A 12,932-nucleotide genomic window follows, 5' to 3' on the forward strand; every position below is an offset into this window, starting at 1 on the left:
AATTAATCACCATAAGATTTAGATAGACTAGCTATTCTATAAAAAATAAAAATTATAACTTGCCTGTTTAATGGCATAAAACCTAAATACAATGAATTATCTGTACATCGGAGGGGGCGTAGTCGTACTCTTCATTATTTATTCGCTTTTTGCTGCAAAGAACAACCTGAAAAAGGCACCTGAAAAACTTATCGACGCACAGAAGAAATTCGACGCGGGCGAGACTAATGCAGCCCTCAGGGCTTTGGGAGAGGCGTTTGTCATTCCGCTTAACGACCATGTGAACGCTGAGCAAAAAGTACACCTCCTTGCTGTGCTCGACCTGTTGCGTAAAGTACTTGCCGAGATGAACATATCGGGCAGTAAGCTGATCGACCCATTGTATGACAAGCTGAAAAACTCGGTTAACGCTTCAGTGGTGCTGAACGAAGGCAACTACAAGCCGCTTCAGGACTTCTTCGAGGAAACGGATAGCGATGCCAAGTTGGTAAAATACCTTAAGAACTCTGTTTTTGGCGGGGAGATAAGCGTGGAAAATTCGGCATCGTCAGACAGGCCGGCATTCCCCGAAACAAGCAGCAGGACAACAGAATACATCAATAGGGCAGGGAAGCTCATTATGGGGCGCAAGTACCAGGAAGCAATTGATGTGTACAATGATGCACTTAACCAGCAGTGGGACGATACCGACAAAGCCTTCCTGCACGACCAGCTGGGTTCCTGCTACCTGATGAATAAAGACCTTGCTAATGCCGAAGCCAACTATAAAGAGAGCATCGCCATCAAATCCTACTTCCTGAATAACTGGAACTATGCCGACTTCCTTATCTACCACAAACGTAAGGACGATGCCGCTGTTCAGCTGCCTAAGGTAGAGGCGCTTGTAGCATCACCATCGGACAGAAAGGAATTCAACAAGCTGCAGAAAGGTTTTGACGCGCTGAAGTAAAAATATTTCACAGAAAGTGAAAGCCAGTCAGGTATAATGCCTGGCGGGCTTTTAATTTTGAGACAAGCATTGATCTTTTTTTGAAGACCTGAATAACGTCAGCATAAAAATGATTCAGCGAAAGCGTGAACATATTGACAATGTTGGCAAACGGTGGTGCGCCTTCGGACCATGCGAGTCCCAACAGTACCATCAAATTTAGAAGCAGCAAATGGACGAGTAATAATTTGTTTGGTTCCATGCATTTAAAGCCCACTAGCTGCCAAAGGGGAAAATCAGTGATCAATATTTAATGTGTATGAGTGGAATTCCCCCTTTGGGGGTTAGGGGGCTATTTCTATCCAAACCGGAGCATGGTCGCTTGTCTTTTCCCAGCCGCGCACGTGTTTGTCCACGCCTCCCGCTTTCAGCTTACCCTTCAGTTCGTTGCTCAGCAGGAAATGGTCGATCCTAAGGCCGGCATTGCGTCCATACGCATTTCTGAAATAGTCAAAAAAGGTATAGATGACTTCGCCGGGATAAAGGGTGCGTATCGCATCGGTCCATCCCTGAGCCACAAGCTTGTGGAAAGCTGCGCGTGTTTCGGGGCGGAAAAGAGCGTCGTCTGTCCAGCGCTCGGGTTTGTAAACGTCGAGTTCGGTAGGCATTACGTTGAAGTCGCCCATGAGTACTACGGGTATCTTAAATTCCAATAGCTGCTTAGCCCTTGCGGTGAGGCGCTCGAACCATTTGAGCTTATAATCGTATTTAGGCCCCGGCGCGGGATTGCCGTTGGGAAGGTACAGGCAGCAAATGAGGACACCGTTCACCAGTGTTTCAATGTAGCGGCTTTGAACGTCTTCAGGATCTCCCGGCAGGCCGCGGCCCACTTCCTTCATCTCAAGTCCGTTCCGGGCAAGGACCGCTACGCCGTTCCATTGCTTTTGCCCGTGCCATATCGCCTGGTAGCCCGCGGCTTCAATAGCCTCAATAGGGAATTTCTCCTGCGGGGCCTTAAGCTCCTGCAGGCAGGCTACGTCGGGTTTTGCCTCATCCAGCCATTGCAGCAGTACGGGAAGCCTGCCGTTTATGCCATTTACATTATAGGTTGCAAGTTTCATAATGTTAAGGTACGAAGAGTTCTTGATAGCGGTACAGAGGTTAACAGATCTTTTATTCAGGGCTCACACACAACTTAGTTCCCGAGATCAGAACGCCTGAACTTAAGAACGCACCAGCTTTTTAACCAAAACTACCTGCCCTAAATGGTAGTGCGTATGCTCGATAACCCCAAAAAGATTACGGAAATAGATGCCGTATTTCGGATCGGCAAAGTCCTGCCACAGTTTTTCTTCGGGCAATTGCACGATCAATGCCGCAAGGGCTTCTACTTCGCCCCAAAGCCTTTGCTGCAATTCCTGCCAGTCCTCTTCCGATCCCACCGCCGGATGGTCGAAGCTGAACTTATCGTGCGCGTCCAGTGGCCCTCCCTTCATGACTTTCAGTATGGCGGTAATGTAATAGCCCATGTGGTAGGTAAGCGCAAGCATGCTGTTGAAATTGTGTGCTTTGGTTTCCGCCTCGGTATGGGTAACGTCTTTTAGAACGTCCTTTAGGCTAACGGTGCACCAGTTGCCTCCGAAAAATACTTCGCGCAGGTGTTTTGCCAGTTGGTTAGATGGTGTCATGGGATGGATATCGTTTGCCCTTCGAAGATACTAAAAATAGAAGTTATCCCGCCAGCAGCCCCAAAATTATCAGCACGATGACAAGGGCTATGAAAAAATACGCATATTTTCCAGATGGTGGCTCTTCTTCGGTTTGTCGCGGTTGGCGGTCGGAGCTGTGGGTCAGTACCGAGATCTTCTCCCGCATCTGCGCGTCGCCGTGGGCAAGGCGTACCAGCTTGCGGTAAAGTATTGTTTTAGAGGTATCGCTGAGGAAAATGGCAGAGATCAGTATCTCGTCGATGATCATGCTATTGGTACGTACATCAGCCGAAAGCACCAGGAAGTTGAGGTTCTCTGTAGAAAGTACATTATTGATGACATTGAAGAGCGCTTCTTCCTTTACATACCCGCCCGCGTTGAACACCTTATCACGGATGGTCCTGAACGTGATGAGGAACGTGACCGGCGTAACCTGTTTCGATGCATAGTCAAACTCAGGGTTTTCCTTTCGGAAGCGCCTGTCGTCATACGCCTGCCGTTTGGAGGTATCGCCCACAACAAGATAAGCTTCCGATATTTCCTTGAACAATGCTTCCGATGCCTTGTCGCCGCCATTACGGTCGGGGTGGTGGCGCAGGGCCAGCATGCGGTAGGCTTTTTTTATCGCGTCCTGTGTGGATCCGGGCTCCACACCCAGTATTTTGTAATGGTCCTTCATTCAGGGAAATTGTTCGGAACCCTCAAAATAACGGAATATAATTCAGAAGGCAAAATACCAACATTGTGAAATACTCCGGATCATGCTATCGGCAATATATAACTCATAGCCGATCAATTCCTTTTCCCGATCTCGATCACCGAGCTGCCATAGACCCTGATGGTCGATCTGATGAAATCCTCCTCATTAGCCTTGTAAATGTTGTCCACATACTTTTGCGGGTTGCGGTCGATGTACGGGAACCATGTGCTGTGTACCTGTATCATGATGCGGTGGCCTTTTTTAAAGGTGTGGAGGATGTCCTGGAGGGGCACGTTGACCCTGGTTACCTGGTTGGGCACGAACGGTTCGGGCTTTTCAAAACTATTCCTGAAACGCCCGCGGAACACCTCCGAGCGCACCAGCTGCTGGTAGTTGCCCATCACGATATTTTTAGGGTTGCCTTCGTAATTCGGCTCATTGTCAGGGTACACATCGATGAGCTTCACTATGAAGTCGGCATCGGTACCGGTCATCGATACGTCCAGCTTCGCCAGTATCTCACCGGCAAGGGTCATGTCGTCCGTCAGTAGTTCCGACTCAAATGTCAGCACATCCGGACGGCGGGAAGCGTTGCGCTGGTCATCCGACATGAAGTTGCGAGGGGTAAAGGTAAGCCCTTCGATCTGCGAGGTATAGGGCACGGGCTTCGCAGGGTCGCTTAGATATTCGAAAACCGCCTTGCCATTTTGTGGCTTGTTGATGGCGAGCTTACCTTTTTCGCCAAAATAGAGTTGGGTATTCGCCGTGGCTTTCGGTGGCCATACATCAAAGGTTTTCCATTCTTTTTTGCCGGTATCATACAAGTAGGCTTCGGGCAGGTTGGGGTTGGCGCCATCCTTCAGGTAATGCGCGAAGAATTTCCGCTCGATCTCCTTTTGGTAAAAGGTCGAAATGCTGTCGCCAAAATAAATGTGGTTGTGGGTAAGCTTACCTTCTTCGTGTGCCCATCCCCCATGCGACCAGGGGCCCATAACGATAGTGTTCCTGGCTTTCGGGGTCGATCTTTCAATGGCTTTGTAAATGTTCAGCGGACCGTACAGGTCTTCGGCATCAAACCATCCGCCTACGGTCATCACGGCAGGGGTAATGTTCTTCAGGTGGGGGAGGATGCTCCTTTTTTGCCAGAATTCGTCATAGTTGGGATGCTCAACAAATTGCTGCCAAAAGAAGTTATCATAGTGGTACTTTTCTGTAATGTTCTTCAACGGCCCGAGGCGCAGGTAAAAGTCGTAGGCATCGTGCGGTGCGTTGGCAAACATACGCATGAGCGCTCCCTCGAACCAGTCGTCTTTGGTCAACCCAGGCTTTTGGATGCCAAATACAGGGAATGCCGGGGTGTAGCTCTCAAGGTAGGCACCCATGTGGTGGAAATCGTCAAAAAAGAAATCGGATACCGGGGCCTGTGGCGAAACGGCTTTCAGGGCGGGATGCGCATCGGGCAATGCCGCGGCGGAGTAGAAGCCGGGATAGGATATGCCGTAAATGCCCGCCTTGCCGTTGTTGCCTTTTACATTCTTAAGCAGCCAGTCGATGGTGTCGTAGGTATCCGAACTTTCGTCGATGGCCTTCTTGTTCTTTTTATCATTGCCGGGAATGTTAGGCGTCATGTTGTCGAAAACCCCTTCGGACATGTAGCGGCCCCGCACGTCCTGGAATACTAAGATGTACTTGTCCTGGACCAAATAGTTGGACGGATGCCCGTAGGTATTATAATTACCATACCCCGAAGCGTTGTAGCAAGTGCGGTTCATCAGGAACGGGTAGGTCTTCGACTTGTCCTTTGGCACGTATGCAATGGTAAACAGCTTTACGCCATCGCGCATCGGAATGTTGTACTCAAACTTCTCATAGTTTTGGCGCATATAGAGCGAGTCGGCATTTTGGCCTTGCGCGAATGCGGTAAGGGAGAGGAGGAATAGGAGGAGGTGTAGTTTTTTCATGTATATTCCTGTGATTTTGTTGTGTATTATCTTCGGTATTTTTCCATCAAATCTATGCTTGCTTTTTCCATAGAGTCGATGCGTGCCCTGCCATATTTCTTTTCAAATTCTTCTTTAGCAGTTGTTACATAACAATGTCTTCCGAATTCCCCTTCGGCCGGAGCCCCACCAATACAGCTCGTGATGTAGAAATCTATTGTAATGCCCTTCTTTGAAAATGCTTTTTTCAGGTATGCCATTTTACTTTCATTAAAACCCAGCCCGGCACCGTAATGAAATGTATAGATTCCTCTGGCAGCTTCTTCCTTTGCACGCTTTTTTCCGTTAATGCACGCGGTATCGATGAGCTTGTATTTTATCTTATTTTCAGGGTTTTGTGCACACAGCATCTGATATTTTTTGTGATCATAAACCACCAAAGTATCGCTTTCCTTTTCAGCCAATACTTCGTTTTGCTTTTGCTTACAGGAAAGCAGTAGTAATGTTATGATTATGATGGAAATTAATTTCATATTTTTATTTATCTGCCATAGTATTTTTTAGTCAACTCTTCAAATGCTATGCGCATGGAGTCGATTCGAGTCTTGCCATATTTTTTTTCAAATTCAATTTTTGCGGTCTTCATATAGCTGTGATTTCCAAAGTCATCTCCTAAAGGGCCGCCGCCACGACAACTTACATAATAAAAATCGACCCTGATGCCTTTTGCCCCAAAAGCGCTCTTGATATATTTTATGTATCGTTCTGTAGTTCCATGTCCTGCTCCGAAATAGTATGAATACATACCTTTACGGGCATCCATTATCGCGCGCTTTTCTCCATTAATACGTGCAGTGTCTATCAGTTTGACCTTTCCGCCATTAAAATTATCATGACGCATGGTATTATACCTAAGAGTATCATAAACAATGATAGTATCGTTCTGGACATCCCAGATTGTCGCTTCTCTTTTGCACGAAAAGAAAGCTATTAGTGGCAGGAGAAGAATGAAATATTTCAAGCGCTGCATTGCAATAGAAAATAATCAATAATAAATCATCAATTAAAAAACTCCCCAAAATGCCATAATACCCCTGATGGGTCGTGTACAAAGCATTCCTTGCCCCAGTCCATCGTACGGATGGGAACAATGCGTACGGCATCATATTTATCTTCCAGTTTTAGTGCCATCAGTTCATTGTAAAAACGCTGTGTGTCATCCACTTCCATGAAAACCATGGTGTTGTCTACCCATTCCTTTACATAATAGGCCTGCAGGTAAAATGAGAAAGCCCCACTGTGGAATACCGAAAAGTCCTGTGCTATGGCGTTTTCCTCAAATCCGAGGTCACGGTAGAACCGGCGTGAGGTTTCAAAATTCTTCGCCCCTATGAACGGGCGTATAGATCTGGCATTGTGCTTCATTGTATTAACTGATTGTTTTAGGTAAATGTAGGGATAAATAAAGCAGTTTGCTTACGGCCATTTAATTTATACCGGAAATAACCGCAAACAGCAACAACGCTATCAGCATCGCGATGAAAAAATAAACATAATCGGAAATATCCTCATTCTCTTCTTTTTCCTTCACCTTTTCAGAGCGTGGCACAAATTCAAACCCGCTTAATTCCGATGCTTTCCTCCGGAGGCCTTCATCGCCATGGGCCAGTCGTATAAGCTTCCGGTAAATGACCATTCTGGAGGGATCGGGCAGGTAGGCCGAAGTCGCAACGATCTCATCGATGATAAGCCCGTTGGTAAAAATGTCTGCTTCGCCCACCAGGAAGTTGAGGTTATCGGTGGTAAGCACATTGTTGATGGTGTCGAACAGCCATGACTCGCTGATGTAGATGTCGGCATTCACTACTTTTTCCTTTATCGTCCTGAAAATACGCAGGAACTTTGCGGGAGTGACCGTATCAGAGGCAATGTCTTCCTCCATTGGGGTTTCCCTGGGGGTACGCCAATAATCGTACGACCTGCGTGCCGATAAGTCGCTAAGCACTTTATATGATCCCACGATCTCCTTAAATACTTCCTCGCTGTGCACAGTGCCGCCATTCCTGTCCGGATGGTAGCGCAGGGCGAGCAGGCGGTAGGCCTTTTTGATCTCGTCCTGTGTCGATGCGGGGCTGATTCCAAGTATCTGGTAGTGGTCCTTCATGCGGGTGAAATGCCCAAAATGCCCGGGCGGATTATAAAGTAACGTAAAAAATGTAAGAATAATATGTTCTTTGGTAATAACCTGGATACAAATATCAGGCAGGCAACGCTTTACTGGCTTGCCACGATCTTATCCAGCCTTATTTTGATGACCAGCGTAGAGTCGGGCGATACGTTGGGCGGATACCCTTTTCGCTTTACCAGATGCGGCGGCGCGGTAAGCTCGCGTACCTCGCCCACACGCATTCCCCTGAGGCCTTCGTCTACTGCCGCTGTAGCCTGGTTGCCGCCAATGAGCACTTTTACAGGCGATGCAGCATTGTAATTCGAATACAGGACCGTGCCGTTGCGGTAGCTCGTGGTCTCAAAAATGAGGACTTCGTCTCCGGCCTTTGCAGGGGTCCCCGAACCTTTTTCCAGTATTTGGTACTGCAGTCCCGATGCGGTTACGGCCTTATTTGGCGCACAGGAGGCACACAGTGCTATAGCTAAGATGATCAAGGTGTTTTTCATTTGCCTAAATTACAGATCAATTCATTACAATTCCATAGTTTCAAAAAAATGCTTCGTGTTCGCTTCTCCGCTCTTTATCAGTGCCTGCTTTTGCTTTTCAGACATTTTTTTGACCTTCGGTCCTATACCGGCATCTGAGACCGAGATCGTCCTGTCCCAGTCTTCCGGTATCAGTTGGTTGCGGTTGAGGTTTTCCAACGTAAGGATGTAAAACGCCTGCATGTAATCGCTTAGGTCGTCAATGTCAATTTCGGCCAGCTCTTTATCGCAGTTGTCGTTTGCTATCTGTGAGTCAGAGTCGATGCGCACGCCCAGTGTCTTCGGGTTTGGGAGCCTTATTTCTTTTCCTGATGCATCTGTGGCTATGCTGTCGAACAGGAAGATAGGGAAGTTGCCGGTAATGCCGCCATCTACAACAATGTCCAGTCCTTTTTGTTGTTTCAGGTTTTTGTATACCTTGCCATCGCCGTCAATGAAAATCGCCTCAAAATACAGCGGAACCGACATCGATATCCGTACAGCGTCCTTTATTTTCATATTGGGATACGTTTCCGCCGAGAATACTACCAGCTTTTGCCTGTTAAGGCAGGTGCCGGTAACATACAACTGTTTAGAGCCTCTTAGCACAAGCTCTTTGAAAGTGATATCAGAATTGCCTGTTTTGGCTGCGATCAGCTTTTCAAGCCAACGGTTAAAGGCATCGCCACGATACCAGCCAAACCTATGGCAAAGCCTGTATATCCCGCCCGCGAACATCATTTCGCCATCATTTAACTTTTGGAATTTGGTTTCTGAAATGATGCTGTATATCTCATCCGAATTGTACCCAAGCGAAACCATCATTGCAGTTATCGCCCCTGCAGAGGTACCGCCCACTTTTTGGATGCCGCCCATAATGCCACGGCCTTCCAATTCCTTTATCACACCCGAATAGGCAATGCCCCGTATGCCCGCCCCTTCAAACACAAGGTTTTCTATGGATTGGCTTTCGGTTTTTTGGGCGAAAGCGCTGAGGGATAGCAATAGGATGAGCACTATTTTTTTCATGGCTTGATCAATATTAGTTATTTTATAGGTGATTGTCACTTCGAGCGCAGTCGTGAAGCAAAACTAAGGAAATGTCGCATTTCGACTCCGCTCAATATGACATTTGCGTTGTTTTTACAGAACGACCATTATTTACTTACCCATTCCCCCAACAGTTTTTTATTCCCCGTTAAACTCCCGATCATAAAGAATTTGTTCTTTGCCAATGCCGCTGATTCGCCTATCTTCTCTTTGATCACACCTTTTCTCTTAATGTAATTGGAGTGGAAGAACCAGCTACCTTCAGCATCTTTCACAATATAGCCGGTGTGGAAGTCCAGTCCCACGATATACACCGAATTAACCGGCTGCCTGTCCATATACGCTTCAAAACTTTTTATGCCGTTACAGGTTTTTATGTCGGTACACAGCACCTTTATCATGTCGCCTGAAGCCACCTGTGCCAGCTTTACCCGTTGTATATTAAATCCGAGGTCGGCCAGCGTATTGGTCACGAAATACCCGCATGCGATGTCGCCTTTTTGTGGTGTACGTGTCATGCCGTAAAAATCCCAGGGGGTGCCGTTCCAGTAAGCAGGGAGGCTGTCATTGACCAAATGGAAAAAGTACCAGGAAACCTCCTTGTGCGGCTTTCCGGTAAGTTCAGCTTTATGCTTAGTGACCGAGGTTTTAAAGGCTTCGTACGAGTCGGGGTCTTTTATAGCGGCTTGGGCAGGCCGGGCTTTATCCCATTGGCATGCCATGAGGGCAATAGCCACAAGCAGGGCGGGTAGCAGTCGTTTCATAGTCAGGTGGTTTGGTACTACCTATAACTTGTAACAGGTAATTATATTGCATAAAAAAGCCCGTCATTCCTGACAGGCTTTCTAAAGATATTTTTCTTAGTTACGTATGAATTTCTGCGTTACCGCACGGCCATCCTTAGTGAAGCTTAATAAGTATATCCCGCTTCGCAGGCTGCTTACACCAATGCTGTTGCCTTTAGCGGTATTCTGTTCAACTATCCTTCCGTTGAGGTCGGTGATCGTGTAGTCGCCAATGGCTTCGATATTGCTTACGGACAGGTTGTCGGTGGCAGGATTGGGGTACACAGCAATAGATGCGATATCGAACTGCTCATTACCCATGGTACCTGAGGTAAAACGTATAATGCGGTTTTTGGCATTGCCGTCAAAAGTGGTAAAGTTACCGCCCAAAAGCAACTTGCCATCCGTTTGCCTTTCTATCGAATTCACCCAGTTGTCAAAGCCGGTGCCTATGGTAAAGCTGGTGTCAAGTGTAGCATCGGCATTGATCCTCGCGAAATTGCTGCGTCCTACATTACCATACGCATTGAATGAACCGCCAATTATAATTTGCCCGTTATTCTCCACAAAGATGGTCATTACAGTGCTGTTCGCCGCGTTGGCTGTGTTGAAGGCCGCATTCTCAAGCAAGCCGTTAGTGTTAAGGCGTGCGATCCTTTTGGCCGCCGTGCCATTGTAGGCCTGGAACTCTCCCCCGATCAGGATCTTGTTATCCGGCTGCAGCTTAACCGTCCATATTTTAGACAGTGCACCCGAGCCGCCGCTGTTAAAGGTGGTGTCCACGCTTCCATTGGCGTTAAGGCGAACGATGCGGCCTACGGTCACACCACTATATTCCGTAAAATCGCCTACTACGATGATCTTGCCATCGGGCTGCAATGCTACCTCGCGTATGCGTTCGTTAGCGCCCACACCTACTGTAAACGTATTATCAAGCGTGCCGTTCGCGTTGATCCTGCAGATCCTGTTGACCGCCGTACCGTTGTAGCTGGTAAAACGCCCGCCCAATATCATTTTACCGTCGGGCTGTACTACTGCGGTTTCCACATAATCGCTTGGGCCTGTGCCGATGGCGAACGAAGTATCTTTCGTCCCGTTGGCATTAAGGCGAACGATCCTGTTGGAAGCCACGCCGTTGTAAGCGGTAAATCCGCCATGTATCAGGATCTTTCCGTCAGATAGCACTTTGCAGCCCCAAATGCCGGCGTTCGTCCCTGTGCCGGGCGTAAAAGTGTTGTCGAGCGTTCCGTTGCTGTTAAGCCTTACGATGCAGTTTACGGCATTGCCGTTGTAGTTGATGTACTGGCCTGCAACGAGTATTTTCCCATCAGGCTGTAATGTGGCCTTGTTAACGGTAACGCTGCCGAAGCCACTCCAGTTGGTAAATCCGGTGCCCATGTTGAACGTAGTGTCCTCAACGAGTGCCTGCCCGAAAGAGAGGGAAGTGAATAGCAGCAACGCCGCTATCGTAATTTTTTTCATGGTGATTGTGAATAGTTGGTTATAATGGCGAATGTAAGAAAATGTGTGATAGGTAGTATGGAGAATTTAAAAAATTGCGGGAGTAATTTTTTTATGCTGTAGATATTATAAATTTGATTGGTAATCAGATTGTAATTTACGAAAAAAACGAATGTTTTATTGATATCGTGCTTTTAAGCCAAAACAACTTGGAGATCGCGCCAGACTGAAATCTTTTGACTTATGTTTCAACATCCCGGCTTTCCACCTCGTCATCGCTTCCTCAAAAAACGCTTTTACATCTGCCTTTTCACCATCTGCACAGACCTTGAATGTTGTGCCATCCTTTTTGGTGACTTTCAGGTAAGGGCAGTACGTCAGGCCGGGATTGTAAAAGGTATCGATGGCTTTGATGTCGGCGTAATAAGCAAAGGAAGCTTTGCTCCTTGCGGGGTCATGCTTATCGAGCCAATAGCTTGCCAGCCGCTTTTCCGTAAAAAAATTTCCCGCTTCGTCATCTGACTCCGAATAGAACCGGATAATGGTTTCGCCTTTATCCAGCAGGCCAATTTCTTCGATTCGTTTTATTTCTTTATCGGGTATGGTGGAGCCAGGGGTGATATGGTTGCAGGAGAGGAATATTAGGGAGAGGAGGATGAGTTTTTTCATATTGATTGACGACGCGAGCTTCCAGCTCGTGCTGTACGGATTGGTTTATAGTTGCCTATGAGCTTGACATAGCGCTAGCGGGACGCTGGCACTAGTAGAGGAAATACTTATATCACAATTTTGATTGTTTGAAAGGTTGACTTCTTATTCATAGCCAATTCTTTTACGTATTATTGCATAATTAAATTCTTTACGGATGACGACAAAGGAAGTGTGGACACATGCTAGAAATTCAGTTTGCCAAATAATACATCGTGACATTAATAATAAGGTCATTTCAGTTGGAACGGGGTTTAAAATTAAAAATTATATTATTACTAATAATCATGTTTACAATCCTTTACAATCGCATGCGATTTTGATTCAATTTAAAGATGATGATGGAAAAACAATTAAAATTGAAAAGCAATATTCTAAAGAGGAATTCATTTCAACTTTAGAATATGGCATGCCACAAGATTCTTGGGATTTCGCACTTCTAAAAGACAATTATTTTGAGGAAATTGATTGTCTAGAATTATCAACAGATAGTGATTTTGAAATTGGCGGTGATTGTTGCTTTCTTGGATACCCTTTAAGTTCAAACTTTTTATCAATCCATAATGCAATTATATCTGCATGTTACACTAATGTAAGAAATAACGTAAGGTATATTCAACTTGATGCAAGTGTAAATAGAGGTAATTCTGGTGGTCCGTTATTGGAAAAAGAAACGGGAAAGGTAATAGGAATCATAACTCTAAAAAATACTGGTTTTTCAGAAAAATACAAAGAACTTAAACAGAGCTATTCTAATAATATCAAACAAATTGAGCAAGCTCAAAAAACAGTTAGTATGAACTTGGGAGGTATTGATACATTAGAAACTTTTAAAATAATTCAAAGACAAATGGACGCTTTTGGTAATGAACTCGAACGCTCTTCAAATGTAGGGATTGCTTATGCTTTTCAATTAGATGAAATTCTCAAGCACATTTAGAGTTATATAAGAACCCC

The 12,932-nt window shown here is 46.1% G+C and carries 15 protein-coding genes; 2 read left to right on the plus strand and 13 right to left on the minus strand.

From position 1 onward, the window contains the following. Positions 1-91: 91 nt before the first annotated feature. Positions 92-949, plus strand: coding sequence for a hypothetical protein (locus ACT6R0_RS03220; RefSeq protein WP_444651238.1), 858 nt, complete (start codon positions 92-94; stop codon positions 947-949). A gap of 323 nt (positions 950-1,272) precedes the next feature. Here ACT6R0_RS03220 and xth read toward each other — a convergent pair whose 3' ends face one another. The 13 genes from xth to ACT6R0_RS03285 form a co-directional block, all read right to left on the minus strand. After that, on the minus strand, positions 1,273-2,049 hold the full coding sequence (xth, locus tag ACT6R0_RS03225; RefSeq protein WP_444651240.1) for an exodeoxyribonuclease III: 777 nt from the start codon (positions 2,047-2,049) through the stop codon (positions 1,273-1,275). Positions 2,050-2,151: 102 nt separating this feature from the next. Next, entirely contained in the window at positions 2,152-2,616 is a 465-nt protein-coding gene (locus ACT6R0_RS03230) for a DUF1572 domain-containing protein (protein ID WP_444651241.1), read from the minus strand. 43 nt (positions 2,617-2,659) lie between these two features. After that, a complete protein-coding gene (locus ACT6R0_RS03235) occupies positions 2,660-3,316 on the minus strand; it encodes a J domain-containing protein (protein ID WP_444651243.1) in 657 nt (218 codons plus the stop codon). A gap of 113 nt (positions 3,317-3,429) precedes the next feature. Further along, positions 3,430-5,298 (minus strand): CocE/NonD family hydrolase, encoded by a 1,869-nt coding sequence (locus ACT6R0_RS03240; protein WP_444651245.1) that lies wholly within the window; start codon positions 5,296-5,298, stop codon positions 3,430-3,432. Between the two features lie 26 nt (positions 5,299-5,324). Next, positions 5,325-5,810 carry a hypothetical protein gene (locus ACT6R0_RS03245; RefSeq protein ID WP_444651247.1) on the minus strand — a complete coding sequence of 162 codons (486 nt, stop codon included), beginning with the start codon at positions 5,808-5,810 and terminating at the stop codon, positions 5,325-5,327. 8 nt (positions 5,811-5,818) lie between these two features. After that, on the minus strand, positions 5,819-6,307 hold the full coding sequence (locus ACT6R0_RS03250) for a hypothetical protein (protein ID WP_444651249.1): 489 nt from the start codon (positions 6,305-6,307) through the stop codon (positions 5,819-5,821). 29 nt (positions 6,308-6,336) lie between these two features. Continuing rightward, positions 6,337-6,702 (minus strand): glyoxalase, encoded by a 366-nt coding sequence (locus ACT6R0_RS03255; RefSeq protein WP_444651251.1) that lies wholly within the window; start codon positions 6,700-6,702, stop codon positions 6,337-6,339. Between the two features lie 61 nt (positions 6,703-6,763). Further along, complete coding sequence (locus ACT6R0_RS03260; protein WP_444651253.1) at positions 6,764-7,441, minus strand: J domain-containing protein; 678 nt, start codon at positions 7,439-7,441, stop codon at positions 6,764-6,766. Between the two features lie 110 nt (positions 7,442-7,551). After that, positions 7,552-7,953, minus strand: a complete 402-nt coding sequence (locus tag ACT6R0_RS03265) for an FKBP-type peptidyl-prolyl cis-trans isomerase (RefSeq protein ID WP_444651254.1) — start codon at positions 7,951-7,953, stop codon at positions 7,552-7,554. Positions 7,954-7,977: 24 nt separating this feature from the next. Further along, the gene (locus ACT6R0_RS03270; protein WP_444651256.1) at positions 7,978-9,000 is read right to left on the minus strand and encodes a patatin-like phospholipase family protein; all 1,023 of its coding nucleotides are present in this window, start codon (positions 8,998-9,000) and stop codon (positions 7,978-7,980) included. Positions 9,001-9,128: 128 nt separating this feature from the next. After that, a complete protein-coding gene (locus tag ACT6R0_RS03275) occupies positions 9,129-9,785 on the minus strand; it encodes a hypothetical protein (RefSeq protein ID WP_444651258.1) in 657 nt (218 codons plus the stop codon). A gap of 96 nt (positions 9,786-9,881) precedes the next feature. Further along, a complete protein-coding gene (locus ACT6R0_RS03280; RefSeq protein WP_444651260.1) occupies positions 9,882-11,288 on the minus strand; it encodes a T9SS type A sorting domain-containing protein in 1,407 nt (468 codons plus the stop codon). Between the two features lie 156 nt (positions 11,289-11,444). Beyond that, the gene (locus ACT6R0_RS03285) at positions 11,445-11,936 is read right to left on the minus strand and encodes a hypothetical protein (RefSeq protein WP_444651262.1); all 492 of its coding nucleotides are present in this window, start codon (positions 11,934-11,936) and stop codon (positions 11,445-11,447) included. Between the two features lie 196 nt (positions 11,937-12,132). On the opposite strand from ACT6R0_RS03285, the gene ACT6R0_RS03290 reads away from it, so the two are divergent. Beyond that, complete coding sequence (locus ACT6R0_RS03290; RefSeq protein WP_444651264.1) at positions 12,133-12,915, plus strand: S1 family peptidase; 783 nt, start codon at positions 12,133-12,135, stop codon at positions 12,913-12,915. The last annotated feature ends 17 nt before the right edge of the window (positions 12,916-12,932 follow it).

The sequence above is a fragment of the Flavobacterium sp. genome (assembly GCF_052437795.1).
Lineage (GTDB): Bacteria > Bacteroidota > Bacteroidia > Flavobacteriales > Flavobacteriaceae > Flavobacterium.